This window comes from Stenotrophomonas sp. YJH_SMC_119 (genome assembly GCF_059368315.1).
The window spans coordinates 602,055-627,217 of sequence record NZ_JCAFRP010000001.1 but is presented as its reverse complement, the minus strand read 5'-3'; the positions used below and the strand labels follow the sequence as shown (position 1 = coordinate 627,217).

At 67.4% G+C, this 25,163-nt stretch carries 17 protein-coding genes and 1 pseudogene; 14 read left to right on the top strand and 4 right to left on the bottom strand.

The annotated features are described in order from the left end of the window. Window positions 1-8: 8 nt before the first annotated feature. Window positions 9-827: a S1/P1 nuclease gene (locus AC5P6S_RS02890; protein WP_012481131.1), complete on the bottom strand. Its 819-nt coding sequence runs from the start codon at window positions 825-827 to the stop codon at window positions 9-11. Between the two features lie 231 nt (window positions 828-1,058). Next, entirely contained in the window at window positions 1,059-1,688 is a 630-nt protein-coding gene (locus AC5P6S_RS02885) for an OmpW/AlkL family protein (protein WP_005410839.1), read from the bottom strand. A gap of 191 nt (window positions 1,689-1,879) precedes the next feature. Here AC5P6S_RS02885 and gap point away from each other — a divergent pair, with 191 nt between their 5' ends. From gap to AC5P6S_RS02845, 8 genes and pseudogenes are all read left to right on the top strand, one after another. Beyond that, a complete protein-coding gene (gene gap, locus AC5P6S_RS02880) occupies window positions 1,880-2,884 on the top strand; it encodes a type I glyceraldehyde-3-phosphate dehydrogenase (RefSeq protein WP_005414333.1) in 1,005 nt (334 codons plus the stop codon). A gap of 125 nt (window positions 2,885-3,009) precedes the next feature. Then, on the top strand, window positions 3,010-5,673 hold the full coding sequence (locus AC5P6S_RS02875; protein WP_197596194.1) for a DUF2339 domain-containing protein: 2,664 nt from the start codon (window positions 3,010-3,012) through the stop codon (window positions 5,671-5,673). Continuing rightward, window positions 5,670-7,046, top strand: a complete 1,377-nt coding sequence (locus AC5P6S_RS02870; protein ID WP_495204466.1) for a DUF3999 domain-containing protein — start codon at window positions 5,670-5,672, stop codon at window positions 7,044-7,046. Before AC5P6S_RS02875 ends, AC5P6S_RS02870 begins: the two co-directional genes overlap by 4 nt. Before the next feature lie 710 nt (window positions 7,047-7,756). After that, window positions 7,757-8,932: a phosphoglycerate kinase gene (locus AC5P6S_RS02865; RefSeq protein WP_012481128.1), complete on the top strand. Its 1,176-nt coding sequence runs from the start codon at window positions 7,757-7,759 to the stop codon at window positions 8,930-8,932. After that, window positions 8,929-9,582: pseudogene (locus tag AC5P6S_RS02860) on the top strand (HAD hydrolase-like protein). The gene AC5P6S_RS02865 and the pseudogene AC5P6S_RS02860 overlap by 4 nt, the downstream one beginning before the upstream one ends. Before the next feature lie 217 nt (window positions 9,583-9,799). After that, window positions 9,800-11,266 (top strand): pyruvate kinase, encoded by a 1,467-nt coding sequence (gene pyk, locus AC5P6S_RS02855; protein WP_005410833.1) that lies wholly within the window; start codon window positions 9,800-9,802, stop codon window positions 11,264-11,266. Between the two features lie 196 nt (window positions 11,267-11,462). Next, window positions 11,463-12,467 carry a class I fructose-bisphosphate aldolase gene (locus AC5P6S_RS02850; protein ID WP_005410832.1) on the top strand — a complete coding sequence of 335 codons (1,005 nt, stop codon included), beginning with the start codon at window positions 11,463-11,465 and terminating at the stop codon, window positions 12,465-12,467. A 129-nt stretch (window positions 12,468-12,596) separates the two neighbouring features. Beyond that, window positions 12,597-13,742, top strand: a complete 1,146-nt coding sequence (locus AC5P6S_RS02845) for a hypothetical protein (protein ID WP_043034326.1) — start codon at window positions 12,597-12,599, stop codon at window positions 13,740-13,742. 92 nt (window positions 13,743-13,834) lie between these two features. On the opposite strand, the gene AC5P6S_RS02840 is transcribed toward AC5P6S_RS02845, so the two are convergent. Both AC5P6S_RS02840 and cysK read right to left on the bottom strand, forming a co-directional pair. After that, window positions 13,835-14,434 carry an O-acetyl-ADP-ribose deacetylase gene (locus AC5P6S_RS02840; RefSeq protein ID WP_049406609.1) on the bottom strand — a complete coding sequence of 200 codons (600 nt, stop codon included), beginning with the start codon at window positions 14,432-14,434 and terminating at the stop codon, window positions 13,835-13,837. A gap of 212 nt (window positions 14,435-14,646) precedes the next feature. Next, the gene (gene cysK / locus AC5P6S_RS02835) at window positions 14,647-15,606 is read right to left on the bottom strand and encodes a cysteine synthase A (RefSeq protein WP_012481123.1); all 960 of its coding nucleotides are present in this window, start codon (window positions 15,604-15,606) and stop codon (window positions 14,647-14,649) included. Between the two features lie 207 nt (window positions 15,607-15,813). Here cysK and AC5P6S_RS02830 point away from each other — a divergent pair, with 207 nt between their 5' ends. The 6 genes from AC5P6S_RS02830 to AC5P6S_RS02805 all read left to right on the top strand — a co-directional run bounded on the left by AC5P6S_RS02830 (window position 15,814) and on the right by AC5P6S_RS02805 (window position 25,061). Then, window positions 15,814-16,797: a LysR family transcriptional regulator gene (locus AC5P6S_RS02830; RefSeq protein ID WP_024958695.1), complete on the top strand. Its 984-nt coding sequence runs from the start codon at window positions 15,814-15,816 to the stop codon at window positions 16,795-16,797. A 611-nt stretch (window positions 16,798-17,408) separates the two neighbouring features. After that, entirely contained in the window at window positions 17,409-17,840 is a 432-nt protein-coding gene (locus AC5P6S_RS02825; RefSeq protein WP_201861979.1) for a DUF2946 domain-containing protein, read from the top strand. A gap of 71 nt (window positions 17,841-17,911) precedes the next feature. After that, window positions 17,912-19,981 carry a TonB-dependent copper receptor gene (locus tag AC5P6S_RS02820; protein ID WP_414489825.1) on the top strand — a complete coding sequence of 690 codons (2,070 nt, stop codon included), beginning with the start codon at window positions 17,912-17,914 and terminating at the stop codon, window positions 19,979-19,981. Window positions 19,982-20,255: 274 nt separating this feature from the next. Beyond that, complete coding sequence (locus AC5P6S_RS02815; protein ID WP_012481120.1) at window positions 20,256-21,362, top strand: efflux RND transporter periplasmic adaptor subunit; 1,107 nt, start codon at window positions 20,256-20,258, stop codon at window positions 21,360-21,362. Continuing rightward, window positions 21,359-24,484, top strand: coding sequence for an efflux RND transporter permease subunit (locus tag AC5P6S_RS02810; RefSeq protein WP_049448776.1), 3,126 nt, complete (start codon window positions 21,359-21,361; stop codon window positions 24,482-24,484). The genes AC5P6S_RS02815 and AC5P6S_RS02810 overlap by 4 nt, the downstream gene beginning before the upstream one ends. Further along, a complete protein-coding gene (locus tag AC5P6S_RS02805) occupies window positions 24,477-25,061 on the top strand; it encodes a GNAT family N-acetyltransferase (RefSeq protein WP_012481118.1) in 585 nt (194 codons plus the stop codon). Before AC5P6S_RS02810 ends, AC5P6S_RS02805 begins: the two co-directional genes overlap by 8 nt. Window positions 25,062-25,163 lie beyond the last annotated feature (102 nt).

Genomic DNA, 25,163 nt, shown 5'->3' with positions numbered 1-25,163 from the left:
AACGCTCCTCAGCGCGTGCCGAGCACGCGGTTCAGCAACTGCGCCAGGTTCTCGCCGGCCAGTCGCAGCTGCGCTTCGGCCAGCGGCCGGTAGCGCTCGGTGTATTCATCACCGATTTTACGCGTGGCCGGATAAACGCCAGCTTGCATGGAAATGCGGCAGCTGGCCTCGGCCCACGTCTGCGGGTCGCGCTGCGGGTTGGACTGGCGCGCCAGCTTCGGCGCGCGCTGGCTCTGCAGCAGCGGCAGGTAGCCCGCGTCGTCCAGCTTGCGGGTGTTGAGCATGCCGCTGTCCCACAGCGAGTGCAGGTTGGTACCGCGGTTGCCGAACTGCAGCTGGAAATCGTTGCCGCCCTTGTCGTGCGCGTAACCGGCGTGCATCGGCTGATGGATGTCGCCGACCAGGTGCACGACGAACTTCAGCGCCTGCAGGCGCTCGCCATCGGTCAGGCTGCGGTCGCCGAGGATGGTGCTCTGCGCCTTCAGGGCTTCGACGATGCAGTTGCCGTTCCTGCAGTGCTTCGGTGCTTCGTAATGGCAGTTGTCTTCGGCGATGTTGACGTAGTGCCAGCCGGCCGAGCGACGACCCAGGCCCGGGTCCTTGGCGCGCAACTGGTCGGCCCAGGGCGCGATGCTGGCCAGCGTGGCGTCCGGTTCGGTGGCCAGCAGGCGATCCACTTCGGCACGGGCGGTGGGATTGAGGCGGGCGTCGGCGACTTCGGCGACAAGGCGGTGGCCTTGCGCGCCCCAGGCATGGGCCGGGGCGGAAGCGGACAGCAGGGCCGGCGCCAGGGCGGCGGCGAGGAACAGGGAATGCAGGGCTTTCATGTGCACATTCTAGCGGGGTAGGTGGATTGAAGAGCGGCGCGTTCCTGTTCCGAAGCGGGAGCGCAGCGGGAGGCGCGGCGTGTCCCGGCTCTGCTCCCCGCCTCGCCCCAGCTCCGGAACCGCTTCAGTCCCAGGCACAAAAAAGCCCCGGCAATCACCGGGGCAACATGCTGCGAGGGTTTTGCGTGTAGCGGGGGAGCGGGGGCGAAGCCCCCGCGCCCAACACACCGCTTAGAACTTGAAGACGTACGAAGCGCCGTAGACCAGCGGATCGATGTTGACCGTGCCGATCTTCTCGCCGTTCAACTTCACCTTGCTGTCGATGTCGATCCAGCGCATGTCCACACGCAGGGCGCCCTTCTCGCCGATCGCGAAGTCGATGCCCGCATGCGCGGCCAGACCCCACGAATCCTGCAGCTTCAGCTTGCTGCCGGCCAGCGCACCGGTGGTGTCTTCGCTGAAGAAGGTCGTGTAGTTCACGCCCGCGCCGACGAACGGCGAGACCTTGCCCTTGCTGTTGAAGTGGTACTGCAGGGTCACCACCGGCGGCAACTGCTTGGTGCTGCCGACGCGGCCGAGGCCATTGATGTTGATGTCGTGCTTGAACGGCAGCGCGGCCAGCACTTCGATGCCCAGGTTGTCGGCAATGAAGTACTCGCCGGTGATGGTCGGCTTGACGTCGTTGTCGACGTCGACCTTCAGCGTGTGGCCGGCCAGCCAGCCGTTGTTCGACTTCGGCGCCACCTGGTGGACGCCGGCCGAGACGGTCCAGTCGCCCTTGGACTGGGCCATGGCCGGGGCGGCGGCGAGGGACAGGGCGGCGGCCAGGCCGGCCAGGATCAGGGGGGAGGTCTTGCGCATGGGGGGGATCTCGTTGCTGGGTGGATGGCGACAGTCTCGGCCTCACGCCGTGCTAACGCTTTGATCCGGATCAAATCCTGTCCGCCGGCCCTCTGGCCCGGGCGCTGGCCCACGGTGGCCAGCCCCGGTTTGCTAGACTTGTGGGCCCTATCCATCCCGCCGCACCCGTAGCGGCCGCAGGAGCTTGAGAAATGGCAATCAAGGTTGGTATCAACGGTTTCGGTCGCATCGGGCGTAACGTCCTGCGCTCGGCGGTGCTGAACTTCGGCGACGACATCGAAATCGTGGCCATCAACGATCTGCTGGAGCCGGACTACCTGGCGTACATGCTCAAGTACGACTCCGTGCACGGCCGCTTCAAGGCCGACGTGGCAGTGCAGGGCAACGACCTGCTGGTCAACGGCAAGAAGATCCGCCTGACCCAGGAACGCGACCCGGCCAACCTGAAGTGGGATGAAGTCGGTGCCGACGTGGTGCTGGAAGCCACCGGCCTGTTCCTGACCAAGGAAACCGCGCAGAAGCACATCGATGCCGGCGCCAAGAAGGTCATCATGTCGGCGCCGTCGAAGGACGACACGCCGATGTTCGTCTACGGCGTGAACGACAAGACCTACGCCGGCCAGGCGATCATTTCCAACGCCTCGTGCACCACCAACTGCCTGGCCCCGCTGGCCAAGGTCATCAATGACAAGTGGGGCATCAAGCGCGGCCTGATGACCACCGTGCATGCGGCAACCGCCACCCAGAAGACCGTCGATGGCCCGTCCAACAAGGACTGGCGCGGTGGCCGTGGCATCCTGGAGAACATCATCCCGTCGTCCACCGGTGCGGCCAAGGCCGTCGGCGTGGTCATCCCGGAACTGAACAAGAAGCTGACCGGCATGAGCTTCCGCGTCCCGACCTCGGACGTGTCGGTGGTCGACCTGACCGTCGAACTGGAAAAGGAAGCCACCTACGCCGAGATCTGCGCGGAAGTGAAGGCACAGAGCGAAGGCCCGCTGAAGGGCATCCTGGGCTACACCGAAGACAAGGTGGTGGCCACCGATTTCCGCGGCGAAACCTGCACTTCGGTGTTCGACGCCGACGCTGGCATCGCCCTGGACGGCACCTTCGTCAAGCTGGTCACCTGGTACGACAACGAGTGGGGCTACTCGAACAAGTGCCTGGAAATGGCCAAGGTCATCGCCGCCAAGTAAGGCCGGCGAAGATCGCACACGGACCCCGGCCTGGCCGGGGTTCGTCGTTTATGGGGCCGGCCCTGTCGTAGCATGGGCCGGTCGACCGCTGCCGCTGGGGCGCGGGAACGCTATGGAAGCACGCAATGGAAGCACTGATTGCCCTGGTCGTACTGGTCCTGCTGGCCATCCCGCTGCTGCTGGGGGTGGCGCTGGTGATGATTGCCGGCCTGCGCCGCCGCGTCGCCGCGCTGGAAAGCGCCATGGCTGCCGCGCCGGTCGCCGCCATGCACGCGCCTGAACGGCCTGCGGCCCCCCCTGTGGCCAGTGCCGATCCACCGTTCCTGCGGCCGGTGGCGGCTGCTGCACCGCCTCCGCCTCCGCCTCAGCCAACGCCGGTGCGCGAAGCGGTGCCTGCGGCAACGGAGGCGCCGCGCGCGATCGCACCACCGCCGGTGCCACCCGCGCCGATGCAGCCACCGTTGCCTTCCGGACCGGCGCTGCCGAACTTCATCGAGCGCGGCATTGGCGCGGTCAAGCGCTGGTTCACCGAGGGCAACGTGCCGGTGAAGATCGGCATGCTGGTGCTGCTGGCCGGTGTCGCTGCGCTGCTGAAGTACGTCAGCGACCAGGGCTGGCTGGTGCTACCGATCGAGCTGCGCCTGGCCGGTGTCACCGTCGGTGCACTGGGCCTGCTGGCGTTCGGCTGGCACCAGCGCGAGCGCCGGCGCCTGTTTGCGCTGGCCTTGCAGGGCGGTGCCATCGGCGTGCTGCTGCTGACCATCTTCGCGGCCTTCAAGCGTTTCGAGCTGATTCCGCCGGGCTTCGCCTTCGTCAGCTCCATTGCACTGGTGGCCGCGCTGTGCGTGCTGGCGGTCGTGCAGAACTCGCGCACGCTGGCGGTGCTGGGCATCCTCGCCGGCTTCATGGCACCGCTGTGGCTGTCCACCGGCAGCGGCAACCACGTGGGGTTGTTCAGCTACTACGCCGTGCTCAACGCCGGTATCTTCGCCATTGCCTGGTTCCGACCGTGGCGCGCGCTGAACCTGCTGGGCTTCGCCTTCACCTTCGGTATCGGCACGTTCTGGGGCGTGCTGCAGTACGCGCCTGACAAGTTCAGCAGCACCGAGCCGTTCCTGCTGCTGTTCTTCGCCTTCTACCTGCTGATCCCATTGCTCTACGCACGCCGGCAGCCCGCCGGGCAGCGTGACCTGGTCGATGGCAGCCTGGTGTTCGGTACGCCGTTGGTCGCGTTCTCGTTGCAGGCGGGGATGCTGTACCAGCAGCCGATGACGCTGGCGCTGTGCGCACTGGGCCTGGCCGCGATCTACGCGGCGCTGGCGTGGGCGTTGATCAGGCGCGCGTCGTACACCGTGCTGGCGCAGTCGCACGCGGTGCTGGCGGTGGGCTTTGCCACGCTGGCGGTGCCGCTGGCCTTGTCGGCGCGGGCCACCGGCGCGGTCTTCGCGCTGGAAGGCGCCGGACTGGCCTGGTTGGGCCTGCGCCAGAAGCGCTGGCTGCCGCAGGTGTCCGGCGCGCTGCTGCAGATGGGCGCTGCGTTCGCCTTCGTGGCCGGTGGCGATCACTGGCATGAGGACCTGCGCTTCCTGATCAATCCGACTGCCATCGGGGCGCTGCTGCTGGCCCTGGCCGGCTTCGCGTCGGCCTGGAGCTACCAGCGCAGGTCGCGCCACGAGATCGCCCTGGTCTACTACCTGTGGGGCCTGCTGTGGTGGCTGGGCGGCATGGTGCATGAGATCACCCGCTTCTTCCCGTACCGCACCGAAGTGGACGCGTTGCTGGTGCTGGCCGCCGTCACTGCCTGGCTGGCCGCCGAAATGCAGCGCCGTCAGCCGGCACGCGCACTGGGCGTGACCGCGCTGGCCATGCTGGCGTTGGGCTTCCCGCTGGCGCTGATGCAGAGCGACGCGCACCATCAGCCGTTCGCCGGCTACGGTGCGCTGGCCTGGGCGGTGTTCGCGGTGATGGGCGTGCGCACGCTGCTCTGCCTGCGCCAGGGGGGCGACAGCGTGGCGCGCATCGCGCAGTTCCTGTGGTGGCTGTTGTGGCCGTCTCTGCTTTCGCTGCTGGCCCTGTGGGGCGGTGGCGAGGCCGGGCTGGCACAGGGCTGGACCACGTTGCTGGTGACGGTGCCGTGGCTGCTGATGGCGGCGCTGTCGCTGTGGCGCTGGAATGCGCTGCGCTGGCCGCTGGGTGCAGCGTTCGATCGCGTGCGCCAGCCGCTGCAGTGCGTGCTGTTCGGCCTGTTGTCGATCGGCTGGCTGTTCGGACAGCTGCTGCCGGGCGATGCTGCGCCGCTGCTCTGGCTGCCGGTATTGAATCCGGCCGAGCTCGGACAGTGGCTGAGCCTGTTGCTGCTTGCACGCTGGCTGTACAGCGATCAGGCGCCGAAGACCCTGTCGGGAATCCGCATGCCGCTGCTGTCACTGGCAACGTTCGTCGCGCTGACCAGCGTGGTGCTGCATGGCGTGCATCAGTGGGGCGGCCTGTCGTGGAGTGCGTCGATGATGCGTTCCAGCCTGGCGCAGACCAGCCTGACCGTGCTGTGGAGCGTGCTCGGCGTGATTGCCTGGGTGTGGGGATCGCGCCGTGGCCAGCGCGTGTTGTGGATGGTCGGTGCCGTGCTGATGGGCGTGGTGCTGGCCAAGCTGGTCATCGTCGATCGCCAGCATCTGGGCAACCTGCTGGGCATCGCATCGTTCATCGCCTACGGCCTGCTGTGCACGGTCGTGGGTTATCTGGCACCGGCACCGCCCAGCGCGGCGCCGTCCGTGGAGGAAAAACAATGAGGAAGTGGAGCAGGGCGCTGCTGCCGGCGATGTTCGGCATGCTGGCCGCCGTCGCGGTGCAGGCCGCCGACTACCGCACGCAGTACGCCGAGCAGTGGCCGTTGACGCTGTCCAGCGCACAGTCCGGTGCGTACAGGGTGGTTCTGGAACCGACGATCTATCGCCGTGCAGGTGCCGCAGACCTGGGTGACCTGCAGGTGTTCAACGCCGCCGGCCAATCGTTGCCATCGGCGCTGCTGGCGCCCGACCAGCCGCTGGCACAGCCGCCGGTGCAGCGTGAGCTGCCGTGGTTCGCGCTGCCGCCGCTGGCCGAAGCACAGCGCAACGATCTGCAGTTGCTGACCGAGCGCGATACCGATGGCCGTGTCCGTCGCGTCGAAGCACGCGTGAGCGGCGGTGCGGCAGCGAACGGGCAGGGTGGTTGGCTGATCGATGCCAGCGTGCTCGGCCAGCAACCGTTGGCGGCACTGGTGCTGGACTGGGCTGACAGCGGACAGCCGTTGCAGTCGCAGGTGCAGCTGGATGCCAGCGACGACCTGCAGCACTGGCGTCCGATCGGGCGTGACATCCCGCTGGTCGACCTGCAGCGTGCTGGCAAGCGCCTGCTGCAGCGCCGCCTGCAGGTGGACGGCGAGGCGCGCTATCTGCGCGTGCTGGCGCAGGGCGATGCGCGCCTGCCGACGCTGCGCAGCGTGCTGGCCGAGCTGCCGCCGGCGCCGGCCACGCTGCCGTGGGAGTGGCTGTCGCTGGAACCGACCTCGAAGGGCAAGGGTGAATACACCTTCGAACTCGACGGCCGTTTCCCGGTAGCGCGCGCGGATGTGGCCAGCACCGACAACAGCCTGGTGCAGTGGACGTTGTTCAGCCGCGATGACGAGAGTGCGGAATGGCAGCGCCGCAGTGCGCCATGGATTGCGTACCAACTGCAGCAGGGCGCGCAGGGCCAGCGCCAGCAATCAGCGGCCCAGCCGCTGGGGGGCGTGCATCGTGACCGCTACTGGAAGCTGGTGGCGAACCCGGCGGAAACTGCGACCGCACCGACCCTGCGCTTGGGCTACCAGCCGGAAGTACTGGTGTTCCTGAGCCAAGGGGCAGCGCCGTATGCACTGGCAGTGGGCAGCGCGACCGCGCGCCGCATGGAAGCGCCGATTGGTGTGTTGATCGAGGAACTGCGGCAGCGCAATGATCCGTCGTGGCAGCCGACGCTCGCGCGCCTGGAGGGCAGCCCGGAGCCGCTGGCCGGTGACGCGGCGCTGAAGCCGCAGCACGATTGGAAGGCGTGGTTGCTGTGGGCGTTGCTGGGGCTGGGTGTGTTGATTGTTGGCGGCCTGGCGGTCAGCCTGCTTCGGCAGAAGCCGGCGCCTTCGGCGTAGGTTCCGGCGAACGGCGCAGCCCCTCGTGGGTGGGGGTGGTCGTGCAAAGCAAAAGCAGCGCTTGGCCGGGCGGGGCGGGTTCGCGGGGGACGCCGCAAGTACGTCCTTGTAGGCTTGGCAGCCGCATCCATGCGGCTGACACCCCCGCGAACCCACCCCGCCCGGCCTCTGACAGTTTCCGGTTGCTTCCACCCACGGAAGAGAAAGAAGAAGAGCAAGAGCAAAGCAGCTTCGCTGGGCGCTTCTTGTAGAGCCGAGCCCACGCTCGGCTGCTCTCCGCGAAATCTCCAGCCGAGCATGGGCTCGGCTCTACAGAACAGCGGGGCCCTCGGGGTCAGATCCGTTTTCCGCAGGAAAACGGATCTGACCCCTTCTTTCTCCATCCGACATCAGAAACCGCTCTTGCCTTTGCCATCCGCTCCGTCACATGAACCTGTCGAGGCCGGGGCGGTGTGGGTTGGCAGGGGTGTCAGCCGCATGGATGCGGCTGCCAAGCCTCCATGGACGGATTCACGGCGCCCCCTGCCAGCCCACACCGCCCCGGCCCACCCCCAGCATCATGAAGCGTCAGCGCTTTGGCAGTTGCTGTTGCCGTTGCTGTTGCTGTGCGCCTCTGCCTGCCGCAGGCATCGGCCCTCCCTCCACCCGCACCCGATACAATGGCCGCCTGCCGCATCCCGGCATCCTGTCCCCGAGCCAAAGAGTTGCCCATGTCCATCGTCCGCATGACCGACCTCGACCTCTCCGGCAAGCGCGTGCTGATCCGCCAGGATCTGAACGTGCCGATCGAGAATGGCCGCATCACTTCCGAACAGCGCATCACCGCTTCGCTGCCGACGCTCAAGCGCGCGCTGGAGCAGGGCGCGGCGGTGATGGTCACCTCGCACCTGGGGCGCCCGAAGGAAGGTGTTTGGAGCGAAGCCGATTCGCTGGCGCCGGTGGCCCAGCGCCTGTCCGAGCTGCTCGGTCGCGAGGTTCCGCTGGTGCGCGACTGGGTCGACGGCGTCGAGGTCCAGCCGGGCCAGCTGGTGCTGCTGGAAAACTGCCGCATGAACGTCGGCGAGGGCAAGGACGATGAAGCCCTGTCGAAGAAGTACGCCGCCCTGTGCGATGTGTTCGTGATGGACGCCTTCGGCACCGCGCACCGTGCGCAGGCCTCCACACACGGTGTCATCCGCTTCGCCCCGGTTGCTGCCGGTGGCCCGCTGCTGATGGCCGAACTGGACGCGCTGGCGCAGGCGCTGGATGCACCGGCCAAGCCGCTGCTGGCCATCGTGGCCGGCAGCAAGGTCAGCACCAAGCTGGAACTGCTGGCCAACCTGGTCGGCAAGGTCGACCAGCTGATCGTCGGTGGTGGCATCGCCAACACCTTCATCGCTGCCGCCGGTTACAACGTCGGCAAGTCGCTGTACGAGCCGGACCTGCTGGACACCGCGAAGAAGATCGTGGCCGATGCCAAGGCGCGCGGCGCCGACATCCCGCTGCCGGTGGACGTGGTGACCGCCAAGCAGTTCATGCCCGACGCGGTCGCCGAGGTGAAGGCAGTCGACGCCGTTGCCGAAGATGATCTGATCCTGGACATCGGCCCGCAGACCGCGGCGCAGTACGCGCAGCTGATCGACAAGGCCGGTACCGTGGTCTGGAACGGCCCGGTCGGTGTGTTCGAGTTCGAGGCCTTCAGCAAGGGCACCGAAGCACTGGCCCGCGCCATCGCCAGCTCCAGGGCGTTCTCCATCGCCGGTGGCGGCGACACCCTGGCGGCGGTCGACAAGTTCGATATCGCCCAGCAGGTCAGCTACATCTCCACCGGCGGTGGTGCGTTCCTGGAGTTCCTGGAGGGCAAGACCCTGCCGGCGGTGGCCGCACTCGACGCGCGCGGCGCATGAGTGCCGGGCACGGCAAGGATGTCCTGTTCTTCGACCTGGACGGCACGCTGATCGACTCGCAGGTGGGCATCACCGCCTGCATCGCCTATGCGCTGCAGAAGATGGACCATCCGGTGCCGCCGCAGGAGACGCTGCTGGGCTGGATCGGTCCTTCGCTGCGTACCACCTTCACGCCACTGTTCGTCGAACCAGCGCGGGTGTAGCAGGCGGTGGGCTATTACCGCGAGCGCTTCGATGCCGAAGGCTGGCGCGAACACACGGTGTACCCGCAGGTGGAAGACACCCTGCGCACGCTGCATGGCCGAGGCCACCGCCTGGCGGTGGTCACCGCCAAGAACGAGCCGCATGCGCGCCGCATCCTTGCGCACCTGCCGTTTGGCGGGCTGTTCGAGGAGATCGTCGGTTCGACCCTGGACGGCTCGCGCAGCCACAAGCCCGAGCTGGTCGGGGAGGCACTGCGCCGCCTGCAGCTGCAGCCCGCACAGTGCTGGATGATCGGCGACCGCCGCATGGACATCGAGGGCGCACGCCACCACGGCCTGCGCAGCGTGGGCGTGCTGTGGGGCTTTGGCGGTGAGGCCGAACTGACCGAAGCCGGTGCGGGCCAGCTGGCTCGCGAGCCGGCACAGCTGACGACGCTGTTGGCCTAGCCGCCCCGCCTGGAGAGCTGGCCCCACGCTCGGCTGATTGCGGCCAACGGCGCAGCCGGGCATGGGCCCGGCTCTACAGAACGCCCTGCGCCAGCGTATGTCCGGGTGATGTCCGATCCATGACCCGCGAAGTCAGGCAGCACAAGGCTGTAACCGTATACATGCGGCGTGAAGGATGTGCTAATTTCCGTTCTTTATCGGGAGAGGCCCATTCACCATGTTCGAGCGTCAGCGTCGCACCAAGATCCTTGCCACCCTCGGTCCGGCCACTGATCCGCCGGGCGTGCTGGAGGATCTGTTCCGCGCCGGCGTCAACGTGGTGCGCCTCAACTTCAGCCATGGTGACCCGTCCGGCCAGGCCAAGCGTGCCGCCGAAGTGCGTGCCGCCGCCGCCCGCGTCGGCGTGGAAGTGGGCATCCTGGCCGACCTGCCGGGCCCGAAGATCCGCATCGAGCGCTTCGCAGAAGGCAAGGTGCAGCTGAAGGCGGGCAACCGCTTCGACCTGATCGCCAGCACCAGCGCCGGCCCGGGTGATGCCACCCAGGTGGGTGTGAGCTACCTCGGCCTGCCGCAGGACGTGGGTCCGGGCGACGTCCTGCTGCTCGACGACGGCCTGATGCAGCTGCAGGTGGTGGAGGTGCAGGGCGAACGCATCATCAATACCGTACTGAACGACGGTGTGCTGTCCGACCGCAAGGGCCTGAACAAGCAGGGCGGCGGCCTCTCGCTGGGCGCGCTGACCGAGCGCGACAAGGAGCTGATCGGCATCGTCGCCAAGATCGGTGTCGACTTCATCGCCGTGTCGTTCTGCCGCAACGCACAGGACATGAACGATGCGCGTGACATCGCCCGCTCGCATGGCTGTGATGCTGCGCTGGTGTCGAAGATCGAGCGCACCGAGGCCATCGAGAACCTGGAAGAAATCGTCGAGGCCAGCGACGTGGTGATGGTCGCCCGTGGCGACCTTGGCGTGGAGATCGGCGATGCCGAACTGCCGGGCCTGCAGAAGAAGATCATCAAGGCCTCGCTGGCACAGAACAAGGTGGTGATCACCGCCACGCAGATGCTGCAGTCGATGGTGGAAAGCCCGATTCCGACCCGTGCCGAAGTGCTGGACGTGGCCAACTCGGTCATCGACGGCACCGATGCGGTGATGCTGTCGGCCGAGACCGCTGCAGGTGCCTGGCCGGTCAAGGCGGTCGAAGCAATGGCGCGCATCTGCCTGGGGGCCGAGCGCCAGTTCCAGACCGAGACCGACTTCAACGCTTCGCCGCGCAACCTCGAGCGTGCCGACCAGGCCATTGCCATGGCCACCATGTTCTTGTCCCAGCACGTGGGCGTGCGCGCGATCGTGGCAATGACCGAGTCCGGTGGCACCGCGCGTTACCTGTCGCGTTTCCGCGCCAAGGCGCCGGTGTTCGCGGTGACCCGCCATGACGGCGCGCGCCGGCAGATGGCGCTGATGCGCGATGTGTTCCCGATCAACTTCGACAGCCGCGGCCTGACCCCGCGCGAAGCCGCGCGCGGCAGCATCCGCCTGCTGGTGGAAGCCGAACTGCTGCAGGCCGGTGACCGCGTCGTGTTCACCAGCGGCGAGCACATGGAAACCCACGGTGCCACCAATACCCTGCGCCTGCTGGAAGTGGGTGAAGACGGCCGCGCCATTGGGCTGGGCGATCTGTAAACCCAGTCGGCCTCGGGTCGGAGCCGCTGCGCGCATCCGACCCGGGGTCAGATCCCCAAAGGGGCTCTGACCCCATGCCGCAGGACATCCCTTGTCCTGCGTGGACATTGGAATCGTTTCCATCCTGGCCTCGACACCGGGGCAACGGGCGGCGGGGCTATACTTACGTTTTTCCCGCACCCGCCACAGGAAATACATGAGCATCGAACAGCTGGCCGAAACCGCCCAGGCCATGGTCGCCCCGGGCAAGGGCATCATCGCGATCGACGAATCCACCGCTACCATCGCCAAGCGTTTCGCCGGCGTCGGTATCGAGAACACCGAGGAGAACCGTCGTGCCTACCGCGAGCTGCTGCTGACCACGCCGAAGCTCAACGAGCACATTTCCGGCGCCATCCTGTACGACGAAACCATCCGCCAGTCGACCAGGGACGGCGTGCCGTTCGCCAAGTACATGGCCGACCACGGCATGATTCCGGGCATCAAGGTGGACAAGGGTGCGCACCCGCTGGCCGGCTGCCCGGGCGAGCTGGTCACCGAAGGCCTGGACGGCCTGCGCGAGCGCCTGCAGGAGTACTACAAGCTGGGTGCGCGCTTCGCCAAGTGGCGTGCGGTCATCAACATCGGCGAGAGCATTCCGTCGGGCACCTGCATCGAGTCCAACGCCCATGCGCTGGCCCGTTATGCCGCCCTGTGCCAGGAATGCGGCCTGGTGCCGATGGTCGAGCCGGAAGTGATCATGGACGGCGACCACGACATCGAGACCTGCTACGAAGTCACCGAAGCCACCCTGCGTTCGCTGTTCGACGCGCTGTACCAGCAGAACGTGCTGCTGGAAGGCACCATCCTGAAGGCGTCCATGGTCATCTCCGGCAAGAACTGCGATGAGCAGGCCGACGTCGAGGAAGTGGCCGAGTCGACCGTGATGTGCCTGAAGAGCACCGTGCCGGCCATCCTGCCGGGCGTGGTGTTCCTGTCCGGTGGCCAGAGCGACGAGCAGTCCACCGAGCACCTGAACGCGATGAACCAGCTGGGCAACCTGCCGTGGCCGCTGAGCTTCTCCTACGGTCGCGCCATGCAGCAGGCCGCGCTGAAGCTGTGGGCCAAGGACATGAAGGGCAACTACGCAGCCGCCCAGAAGACCGTGTACGAGCGTGCCAAGGACAACGGCCTGGCTGCGCTGGGCAAGTGGAACGGTTGATCCGTCCCATCGCTGGATGAACAAGGCAGCGCCGGCATCACGCCGGCGTTTGCTTTTGCGGGTATCTTTTCCGCCCCCGCGTGCCCGGCCGGTACGCGGGAACCACATGGAAGGCCAAGGAGAAACAACATGCGTTTGGCAGCAATCACACTGGCCGTAGCCACGGTCCTGGTCGCCGGCGGGTGCAACCGCATCGGCGGCGGCGCAGAGGCAGGCAAGGCCGCGTCGCTCGATTTCGACAAGCCGGTGTCCGGCGAGATCACCTCGCGCAGCGGCATCAACTTCAATGATGGCAGCCATCACCAGCTCTACCAGATCAAGCTGGAAGACAAGGATCTGGTCGGCCTGAAACTTACTGGTGCCCTCAGCGGCTCGATCGCCGTGTTCAACAACGGCAGTCTTGTTTCCACCAGCAACACCGGTTACGAACGCGAAGGCGACGTCTCGCTGGCGTTCCGTGCCAATGGCGGCGGCACCTACCAGGTGGCGGTCAATGCCGATGGCCCGACCGCCTTTGGTCCGTATCGCCTGCGAGCCGAGAAGCTGAAACCTTACGACGGCAAGCCGTTGGCGGGCAGTGGCGAAATCGTGGACATGCTGGCCAGTGATTCGCAGGACTACACCCTGCAGGTGGACAAGGCCGGCCTGTACGAAATCCGCCTGGTGTCGGATGTCTTCGATCCGGTGCTGAAGCTGTCGGGCCAGGGCGTTGAAGCCGAAAACGACGATGGCAACGACAGCACCAACTCGCGGCTGACCCTGTCGCTGAAGCCGGGCAAGTACACCCTGACCGCGCGCGGCCTCGGCAGCGGTGTCAATGGCATGTTCACCCTGTCTGCCACCCGCATCGAACTGCCGGGGAATCTGGTCGAGCGCGATGGCACCGCCCTGCCGAAGTCGGGCAGCGTGTACACCATGCTGGACAACGAAGGCCGTCGCCGCTTCCTGCTGACCCTGGACCGGCCGGCCGACGTGCGCCTGGACGCGATTTCCAGCCAGGTCGATACCGTGCTGCGCGTGGTCGGTGGCGATGTCGAGCTGACCGACGACGACGGTGGCAACGGTACCAACTCGCGCCTGGAGGAGACTCTGCCGGCCGGTCATTACACCGTCGACGTGTCCAGCCTGAACAATGGCGCAGGCATGGTCGAGGTGCGCGTGCAGGTGGAAGGGGCCAGCGCCGAGGGTGCTGCGGCATCGGCTGCACGTGCCGCTGCCGACGCTGCAGCCGCCGTGGCCGATGACGCCGCTGCGGTGGAAGCTGCCAGTCGTTGAGCGTGATCCACGCCATGCGTGGATGACATCAATGGTGTAACTGAGAAGGCCGGGCAATGCCCGGCCTTTTCCTTTTCGCGCTGCATCGCGATTCAATGCGCGGCGGCAAAACCCGCGTCACCCAGGGGCGGCAGCATCGACCCGCGCGGTTCGCTGTCGGCGCTTTGCCCGGCGGCACTCAACGCCTGCTGGTAGGCCTTGGCCGTAGCGGTATTGAACGCCACCAGCACGATGCGCATCGGTTGCGCGTGGCTGCGCTGCCAGGCCAGTGTTTCGGTCACTGCGATCTGCGCGGCCTGGTACAGCGGATAGCCGTATACGCCGCAGCTGATGGCTGGGAATGCGATCGACTGCACGCCCAGCGATTCGGCCAGCTGCAGCGACTTCCAGTAGCAGTTGGCGAGCAACGCCGGTTCATCGCGCTGGCCGTCGTGCCAGACCGGGCCCACCGTGTGCAGTACGTAGCGTGCAGGCAAAGCGTAAGCACTGGTGGCGCGCACTTCTCCGGTCGGGCAACGTACGCCCGGGCGCAGTTCCGGCAGCTGCGCGCATTCGGCCAGCAACGCGGGCCCGGCCGCACGATGGATCGCGCCGTCGACACCGCCACCACCGAGCAGCGTTTCATTGGCCGCGTTGACGATCGCATCCACCGCCAGGGTCGTGATGTCGCCCTGCCAAACTTCGATCTTCATGCGTCCGTCTCCTGCCTGTGAGGTGATCCGCGCAGCATCTGCGCCGGCTGTTCCCACGGTAGGGGACAGGGCATCGATACTGCGTCATGACCGTCTCACGCGCTGCGATCCGACGGCCTTCACGCACGATGGCGGGCGACGCCTTCATGCAGGCTGAAGCAGAAGGGGGTCGGAGCCCTTTCCCTGCGGAAAAGGGATCCGACCCCGGGGTGTTACGGCAGGCCGGCCAACCAGTCGTCGTCGGAACCCTCGTTCACGTCGGCAAACAGCGGCGTGGAGAAGTAGCGTTCACCGGTGTCCGGCAGCATCGCCAGGATCACTGAACCCGGTTCGGCACGTGCGGCCACATCCAGTGCGCTGGCCACGGTAGCGCCGGCGGAGATGCCGACGAAGATGCCTTCTTCCGCAGCCAGTCGGCGCGCGGTGGCGATCGCGCGGTCATCTTCCACCGTCACCAGTTCATCCACCACATCACGGTTGAGCACGTCGGGCACGAAGTCCGGGGTCCAGCCCTGGATCTTGTGCGGCTTCCAGTCATCGCCCTTCAGCAGTGCGGCGCCGGCTGGCTCGGTGGCGATGATGCGGGTCTGCGGACGCGCGACCTTCAGCACTTCGCCCACGCCGGTGAGCGTGCCGCCCGTGCCCCAGCCGCTGACGAAGTAGTCCAGCCGCTTGCCGGCGAAGTCGCGCAGGATTTCGGCGGCGGTGGTGTTGCGGTGATACGCCGGATTGGCCGGGTTGGCGAACTGGCTGGCCAGGAACCAGCCGTGCTGCTCGGCCAGTTCGCGCGCCTTGCGCACCATGCCGCTGCCGCGTTCGGCGGCCGGGGTCAGGATCACCTTGGCGCCATAGGCGCGCATCAGCTTGCGGCGCTCCACCGAGAAGGTCTCGACCATGGTCGCCACGAACTTGTAGCCGCGCGCGGCGGCGACCATCGCCAGCGCCACGCCGGTGTTGCCAGAAGTGGCTTCGACGATGGTGTCGCCCGGCTTGAGCAGGCCACGTGCTTCGGCGTCGAGGATGATCGCCAGCGCCAGGCGGTCCTTGACCGAGCCGCCCGGGTTGAACGACTCGACCTTGGCGTAGACGCTGACCTGCGGCGGCGCCAGGCGCTGCAGCTTGACGATGGGGGTGTTGCCGACGGTATCGAGGATGGAGTCGTACAGGGCCATGGAAGCGCTCCGGAAACAGGGCCGCGCCGGACGCCGGCGGGCAGAAGGGGAGGGCTGGCTGTTCAGGCCAGCGGCTGCCGGCTGACCGTAGCGCCGGCATATGACGCCCGGAAATGACCAGATACCTTTCTTAAACAACCTTTGGTTATAAGCTGGTGACGGCAATTGACCCTAGAGTGGACCTCCGCCCCACGCCGCCCGCCTCCCATGACGCTGACCCAGCTGCGCTACCTGGTCGCCATCGCCGACGCCGAGCTGAACATCACGCTGGCCGCCTCGCGCGTGCACGCCACCCAGCCCGGCCTGTCCAAGCAGCTCAAGCAGCTGGAAGACGAGCTCGGCTTCCTGTTGTTCGTGCGCAAGGGCCGCAGCCTGGAGTCGGTCACCCCGGCCGGCACCGAGGTGATCGCTCGTGCCCGCGCGGTGCTGGCCGAGGCCAACAACATCCGCACCTACGCGGCCAACCAGCGCCGCGAGAGCCAGGGCCAGCTGATCCTGACCACCACCCACACCCAGGCGCGCTTCGTGCTGCCGCCGGCGGTGGCAGCGATCAAGCAGGCCTATCCCCAGGTGAGCGTGCACCTGCAGCAGGCCGGTGAAACCGACGCGCTGGACCGCTTGAACCAGGGTGACGCGGATATCGCGATCATCAGCACCGCCGGCAGTGAGCCCACCGATGGCATCGCGGTGCCGCTGTTCCGCTGGCGACGCCTGGTGGTGGTACCCAAGGGGCACCCGCTGGACCGCGCCGGCCGCGCACCGGACCTGGCCGCGTTGGCCCGGCAGCCGCTGATCAGCTACGAATCCTCGACCCGCCCGAATTCCTCGTTGCAGCGCGCCTTCGCTGCAAACGGCCTGGCGCCGGACCTGGCGCTGACCGCGCTCGATGCGGACCTGATCAAGACCTATGTGCGTACCGGGCTGGGCGTGGGCCTGCTGGCCGAGATGGCGGTCAGTTCCAACGACGAAGACCTGCGCTCGTGGCCGGCGCCGGACCCGATCAGCGAGTGCATTGCCTGGGCGGTGTTGCCGCGCGACCGGGTGCTGCGCGATTACGCGCTGGAGCTGGTGCACGTGCTGGCACCGCAGATTGATCCGCGCGATCTGCGCAGGGTGCTGGATGGCAACCAGGCCGCCGCGTGGCCGGTGCCACCGACCTGGGAGTCACTGACCCAGACCATCACGGTGTGAGGGGTTGGTCGAGCAGGGCTTGCAGCCCTGCACCTGCTGCGGACAAAGGCAACAGCAACAGCAACAGCAACAGCAGAAGCGGCATTCCGTGGGTTGGCGGGGCGGTGTCGGAGTGCGGGGACGCTGCAAGTACGTCCCTGTAAGCTTGGCAGCCGCATCCATGCGGCTGACACCCCGCACTCCGACACCGCCCCACCTCTGACAGATTCCGGCGGCTGTTGGTAGGTGTCGACCTTGGTCGACACGGTAGATCCACGCCATGCGTGGATGCTTTTCGATTCCAGTTCGAAATATTCGATTCCGATGGAGATTCATCCACGCATGGCGTGGATCTACAGCAGATCGCGAGAATCTGTCGATGGCGGGGTGGGTCCGGTTGCGGGGGCGTGAGCCGCATGGATGCGGCGACCGAGCTTACATGGACGTACTTGCAGCGCCCCCCGCAACCGGACCCACCCCGCCTAACTCACAGGAAGCCAGCTTTTGATGTTGCTTCGGCTCTTGCTGTTGCTCCAGCTCGCAGCGGGTGCAGGGCGCAGCCCTGCCGATAAACCCCCTCCTGCGACGGTTCGTCGCACGGGCAACCCTGGACCCGCCTCTACACTAGCGGGGTGACCCGCCTGTCCCGCCCGCAGCGTCTTCTGCTCCAGCTCGCCATCCTGGCGACGCTGCTGATGGTGCTTGCGCCGCTGGTCAGCCGCGCGCTGCAGGCGCCGCCGATGGACCACACTGCAATGGCGGGCATGGACCACGCCACCATGGGCCATGACATGCACGACATGGCCATGGCCGGGCACGATCAGCACGGCGCCGCGCCGGCAGCGCCTGACCGCCCGGCCGATCCCCACGCCATGCATGGCGAGGCCTGCGAATACTGTGTACTGGCCATGCGCCTGCTGCCCTGGCTGGCGGTGCTGGTACTGCTGTTGCCGTTGCTGTGGCGGCCGCGCCTGGTGTTCCCGTGGTCGCAACAGGTGCTGCCCGCACCGCACTGGCCCGCACACGCCGCACGTGGGCCACCGCGCGTCTCCATCGTCCGCTGATATCCCCGTGGATCTGCCGCACGACGCCTGACCGGGCGCCGTGCGCGCGTGCGTACCTTGGAGCTGTTCCGATGAAAATGACTTCCCGCCCCGCGGGCGCCTGCGCGCGCCTGCCGGTTGCCCTTGGCCTGGCCGTGGCCACGTCACTGGCCTACGCTGCGCCCGCCGAAGAGGCGCGCACCCTCGACACGATGGTGGTCACCGCCGCCGCACCGTCCTCGCCGCTGCACTGGGTGACCGATCCGCGCCTGCCGCGGCAGCCGGTGCCGGCCAGTGATGGTGCCGATTACCTGAAAACCGTTCCCGGCTTCTCTGCCATCCGCAATGGCGGCACCAACGGCGACCCGGTGCTGCGCGGCATGTTCGGTTCGCGCCTGAACATCCTCAGCAACGACGGCAACCTGATCGGTGCCTGCCCGTCGCGCATGGACAATCCGCTGTCCTACATCGCGCCGGAAAGCTTCGACCGGTTGACCATCATCAAGGGCCCGCAGAGCGTGCGCTGGGGCGCAGGTGCCTCGGCCGGTACCGTGCGCTTCGAGCGCGACACGCCGCGCTTCGATGAACCCGGCCTGCGTGCCGATGCCAGTGCGCTGGTCGGTTCGCGCAACCGCAATGACCAGGTGCTGGACCTGACCCTGGGCAACCCGACAGGCTACGTGCGTGCCAGCGGCAACCGCTCCGAAGCCGATGACTACAAGGACGGCCACGGTGACGTGGTGCCGTCGAAGTGGCGCAAGTGGAACGGTGACGTGGCCATCGGCTGGACGCCGGATGCCGACACGCTGCTGGAGATTTCCGCCGGTGCCGGCGATGCCATCGCGCGTTACGCCGGGCGCGGCATGGACGGTGCCGCGTTCGAACGCACCAGCTATGCCGCGCGCTTCGAAAAACGAAATCTGCCCGGTGCGTGGGACACGTTGCAGGCCAACGTGTACTACAACGAAGCCGACCACGTGATGGACAACTACACGCTGCGCACGCCGAATCCCAACAGCATGATGCCGATGCCGATGCCGATGGCGTCGAACGTGGACCGCCGTACCCAGGGCGGCCGGGTCAGTTCCGAGTGGCACTGGCAGGACGTGCAACTGGTGGCGGGTGTGGACGGCGAAGACAGTCGCCATCGTGGCCGCATGGGCATGGGCCGCAACACCTACCGCCAGGCCGCCTGGGAGACCGATGCCAAGTTCCGCCGCTACGGCGTGTTCACCGAGTTGACCCTCGGCGCCGGCACCGATCAGCGGTGGATCAGTGGCCTGCGCATCGACCGCGCCAGCGTCCGCGATGAGCGGCAATCGATCCGCGGAATGATGGGGAACAGGCCCAATCCGACTGCGGGCCAGCGCCGCAAGGAATGGCTGGGCAGTGGTTTCCTGCGTTACGAGCAGGACCTGGCCGACGGCCTGACCTGGTACGCCGGGCTCGGCCACAGTGAACGCATGCCCGACTACTGGGAGCTGTTCTCGCCCAACCATGGCCCGGCCGGCGCAGTGAACGCGTTCACCGGCGTGCAGCCCGAACGCACCACCCAGCTCGACGTCGGCCTGCAGTACAAGGGACCGCGCGTGCAGACGTGGGTTTCGGCGTACGCCGGGCAGATCCAGGACTACATCCTGTTCACGTACCACGGCAGCGGCATGATGGGCATGAGCCAGGCCCGCAATGTCGACGCGCGCATCGCCGGTGCCGAGGCGGGCCTGGAAGTGAGCCTGGCCGGGCAGTGGAAGCTGGGCGGCACGCTGGCCTATGCCTGGGGCGAGAACCGCGACCAGCAGCGTCCGCTGCCGCAGATGCCACCACTGGAAGCACGCCTGAGCGCGAACTGGGAAGGCCAGAGCTGGAGTGCCGGGGCACTGCTGCGTGCGGTGACCCACCAGCACCGCGTGGCCGAGGGCCAGGGCAACGTGGTCGCACAGGACCTCGGGCCGAGTGCAGGTTTCGCCACGTTCGCGCTCAACGCCGCGTACCGTTTCAGTTCGCAGCTGCAGCTCAGCGCGGGCGTCGACAACCTGTTCGACCGCGCCTACAGCGAGCACCTGAACCTGGCCGGCAGTGCCGACTTCGGCTTCCCGGCCGACCCGGTGCGCATCAACGAGCCCGGGCGCAGCCTGTGGATGAAGGTGAACTACCGGTACTGATCCGCCGGGTGAAAAAAAACCGGGGCCGGATCCCCGCCAGGATCCGTCCCCGCCCGACGCCCTCTGTCGGGCAGCTTCGACTCTACGATGGCAACGCCCGTGGTGCACGGCTGGATACACCCCGACACACGCCGACACCGCCAAGGGCAGCCTTGCACGGAACGGGTTCAAGGCGCTATCACGGCTTCGGTTCCACGATGGTAAACGCTTGGCACATACCGCTTTTGCGGGGCCTTGCCTACACTCGGCGGCCGTGGATCAATCAGGACCATTCATGTTGGCTCGTATCGCTTCGACCCTGGCCCTTGGCCTCAGCCTGGCCGTGTTGGCCGGGTGCGCAGGCAAACAGGAGGCCGCCGCGCGTCGGCAGGGCGAAGCAGTGCCGGTCACGGCGCAGGTGGTGCAGCCCATGCAGTGGAACGACACCCTGCAGGCGCTGGGCACGGCCAAGGCGCGCGAGTCGATCAGCGTCACCGCCAAGGTCAGCGAAATCGTCGAGAAGGTGCATTTCGAAAGCGGCCAGCACATCGCCGCCGGCGCACCGATCGTGACGCTGCGCGGGCAGGCCCAGGAAGCGGCGCTGGTGCAGGCGCAGGCCACCTTCCACGAGGCCGACCAGTTGTACAAGCGCCAGCGCGAGCTGGCCTCCCAGCGGCTGGTGTCCAGCGCCACGCTGGATACGCAGAAGTCGATCCGTGATGCCGCCGAGGCGCGCGTGATGCAGATGCAGGCCGACATCGGTGATCGGCGTGTGCGCGCACCGTTCGCCGGCGTGCTCGGCATCCGCCAGGTCAGCCCCGGCTCGCTGGTGACCCCGACCACGGTCATTGCCACGCTCGACGACATCGAGCACATGCACATCGATTTCCAGGTGCCGGAAGTGGAACTGGCCGCACTGGGCGTCGGTGACAAGGTCAGCGCCACCAGCGTGGCGTGGCCGGGCCGCACCTTCGAGGGCGTGGTCAGTACCATCGACGCACGCATCGACCCGGCGACCCGTGCGGTGACCGTGCGCGGCGATTTCGCCAACAGCGACCATGCGCTGCGCCCGGGCATGCTGCTGGACGTGCGCCTGTTCCGCCCCGAGCGCCCGGCGCTGGTGGTGCCGGAAATCGCCGTGGTGCAGGTGGGCCGCGACACGTTCGTGTACCGCATCAAGAGCGACGACAGCGTCGAGCGCGTGGACGTGGTGACCGGTGCGCGCCGCGCCGGCGTGGTTGAGATCAAGCAGGGCCTGGAAGCCGGCCAGCGTATCGTGGTCGATGGCACCGGCAAGCTGCGCCCGGGTTTGAAGGTCGCGGCCAAGGATGCGGCCCCGGCCAGCGGTGCCAAGCCGGCGGATGCACCGGTGCCGGTCGCGGCCGAGGGCCACGGCGGATGAAGCTGTCCGACATCTCCATCCAGCGGCCGGTGTTCGCCGTGGTGATGAGCCTGTTGCTGCTGGTGCTGGGCGTGATGTCCTTCACCCGCCTGACCCTGCGCGAACTGCCCGCCATCGATCCGCCGATCGTGTCGGTGTCGGTGGACTACACCGGCGCCTCGGCGGCGGTCATCGAAAGCCGCATCACCCAGGTGCTGGAAGATGCGCTGGCCGGCATCGAAGGCATCGATACGATCAATGCGCGCAGCACCAACGGCCGCTCGCAGGTCAGCATCGAGTTCACCTCCAACCGCGATATCGAAGCGGCGGCCAATGACGTGCGCGATGCGGTCAGCCGCGTCGCCGACCGCATGCCCGAAGAAGCGCGTCCGCCGGAAATCGCCAAGGTCGAGAGCGATGCCGACCCCATCATCTGGTTCAACATGGTCTCCTCGACCATGGACACGCTGGAGCTGAGCGACTACGCCGACCGCTACGTGGTCGATCGTTTCTCCAGCCTCGATGGCGTGGCCCAGGTCCGCATCGGTGGCCGCCAGCGCTACGCGATGCGCATCTGGCTGGACCGTGACCAGCTGGCCGCACGCGGGCTGACCACTGGCGACGTGGAAACCGCGCTGCGCAACGAGAATGTGGAATTGCCGGCCGGCCGCATCGAGTCGACCGACCGCGACTTCACCCTGCGCGTGGAGCGCAACTACATCAAGCCGGAAGACTTTGCGACCATCCCGCTGGGCAAGGGCCGCGACGGTTACGTGGTGCGCATGGGCGACGTGGCGAAGATCGAACTGGCTTCGGCCGAGCGTCGCGCGTACTACCGCAGCAACGGCGAGCCGGGCATCGGCCTGGGCATCGTCAAGACCTCCACTGCCAACTCGCTGGACGTGGCGCGTACCGCGCGCGCTGAAGCCGAGCGGGTGGCGCTGACCCTGCCCAAGGGCACGCAGATCTTCGTCGCCTTCGACAACACCACCTTCATCGAAGCGGCGGTGGATCGCGTCTACGCCACGCTGGTGGAAGCGATGATCCTGGTGCTGGCGGTGATCTGGCTGTTCCTTGGCAGTTTCCGCGCTGCGCTGATTCCGGCCGTGACCGTGCCGGTCTGCCTGGTCGCGGCGTTCATCGCGCTGTATGCGTTCGATTTCTCGATCAACCTGCTGACCCTGCTGGCCCTGGTGCTGTGCATCGGCCTGGTGGTGGACGATGCGATCGTGGTGGTGGAAAACGTGCAGCGCCGCATCGACCTGGGCGAGCCCCCGCTGGTGGCCTCCAAGCGTGGCACCACGCAGGTCGCCTTCGCGGTGATCGCCACCACCGCGGTGCTGGTGGCGGTGTTCCTGCCGGTCGGTTTCCTGGAAGGCAATACCGGCCGCCTGTTCCGCGAACTGGCGGTGGCGCTGGCGGCGGCGGTTGCGTTGTCCGCGTTCGTGGCGCTGACGCTGACGCCGATGATGGCCTCCAAGCTGCTCAAGCCGCACACCGGGCAGGCACCGCGCGGCCTGCATGGCTTCGTCAACCGCAACCTGGAGCGCCTGGCCTCCGGCTATGGTCGCGTGCTCGACCATCACGTGGACCGCACCTGGATCTACCTGCTGGTGATGGTGGCCGCGCTGGCCGCCAGCTGGGGCCTGCTGAAACTGCTGCCGTCGGAGCTGGCGCCGGCCGAAGACCGCGGTTCGTTCCAGATCATGATCGACGGCCCGGAAGGCGCCGGCTACGACTACACCGTGCAGCAGGTACAGCAGGTGGAAGCGCTGCTGGCCCCTCACGTCGGCCCGGACAAGCCGATCGTGCGTGCCAACCCCCGCGTGCCCGGCGGCTTCGGTGCCAGCGAGGAAATGCACACCGGCCGCGTCAGCATCTTCCTGCAGCCGTGGCGCCAGCGCAGCGAGGCCACGCCGGACGTGGCCAACGCACTGCAGAAGGAACTGGACACCATCCGCGGCGTGCGCGTGCGTACGCAGGTGGGCGGCGGGCTGGTGCGCAGTGGCGGCCAGCCATTCCAGATCGTGCTGGGCGGCCCGGAATACGCCGAGATCGCGCAGTGGCGTGACCGCATCCTGCTGCGCATGGCCGACAATCCCGGCCTGGTCGGCCCGGATTCGGACTACAAGGAAACCCGGCCGCAGATGCGGGTGAACATCGACCGCCAGCGTGCGGCGGATCTCGGCGTGCCGGTCACCGCGATCGGTTCGGCGCTGGAAACCATGATGGGTTCGCGTCGCGTTACCACCTTCGTCGACAACGGCGAGGAGTACGACGTGCTGGTGCAGGCCGGTCGCGATGGCCGTGCCAGCCCGGCCGACCTGGCCGCGATCCGCGTGCGCGCCACCTCCGGCGAACTGGTGCCGCTGTCCAACCTGGTCACGCTCAGTGAAGTGGCCGAGGCGGGCACGCTGAACCGCTTCAACCGCCTGCGCTCGATCACCATCACCGCCGGCCTGGCACCGGGCTATCCGCTGGGCGAGGCCATCGCCTGGGCGCAGAACGTGGCCCGCGAGGAACTGCCGCAGTACGCGCAGGTGAACTGGAAGGGCGAATCGCGCGAGTACCAGAGTGCGGGTGGCGCGGTGCTGCTGACCTTCGCCATGGCCCTGCTGGTGGTTTACCTGGTGCTGGCCGCGCAGTTCGAGAGCTTCATCCACCCGCTCACCATCATGCTGACCGTGCCGCTGGGCGTGCTCGGTGCCTTGGTCGGGTTGTGGGTGAGCGGCGGCACGGTGAACCTGTTCAGCCAGATCGGCATCGTCATGCTGGTCGGCCTGGCAGCGAAGAACGGCATCCTCATCGTCGAATTCGCCAACCAGCTGCGCGACGACGGAAGAACCGTGCGCGAGGCGATCATCGAATCGGCGATGGTGCGCCTGCGCCCGATCCTGATGACCTCGATCGCCACCGTGGTCGGCGCGATTCCGCTGGTGGTGGCCGGTGGCCCCGGCTCGGCCAGCCGTGGCACGATCGGCATCGTGATCATCTTCGGCGTGACTCTTTCGACGTTCCTGTCGCTGTTCGTGGTGCCGGCGTTCTACGCGCGGCTAGCCCCGTACACCCGCTCGCCGGAAGCGGTGAAGCGCGAACTGGAGAAGCAGGAAGCCGAATCGCCCTCGGTGGGCGGGCATGCCTGACCGGCACGCCGACGGGGTCGGATCCCTTTCCCAAAGGGAAAGGGCTCTGACCCCGCCACTACAGGGAGAAGGTTTCCGACTGCGCCCCTGGCGCCCGGAAGACCTGGAATCCCTGCTGCGCCATGCCAACGACGCCGAGGTATCGCGGGGCCTGCGTGATCGCTTTCCGTACCCGTACACGCGCGAGGATGGCGAGGCCTTCCTGGCGGGCCGCGTGCTGGCCCCTGGCACGCTGAACCTGGCCATCGAGATCGACGGCCAGGCCTGCGGCAGCGTCGGTGCCCAGCAGGGCGTGGCCGAGCGTGGGCATACCGCCGAACTGGGTTACTGGCTCGGCCAGGCCTACTGGGGCCAAGGCGTGATGACCCGCGTGGTCGGCCTGTTCGCCCCGTGGGTGATGGATGAGCTGCGCCTGTTCAGGCTCCAGGCCACCGTGGTCGACTTCAACCTCGGCTCGGCCCGGGTGCTGGAGAAGAACGGCTTCCAGGAAGAGGGCGTGGAGCGTTGCGCGGTCTACAAGCGCGGCGTGCTGCACGACCTGCGCCGTTTCGCCCGGGTGCGCACGCAACTGCCGTGAGCCCTCGGGGTCAGATCCCTTTTCGCCAGAAAAGGGCTCTGACCCCAACCCGCCATAAGGGCGAACCGGGGTCGGAGCCCTCGCGCGGCGCGCAAGGGATCC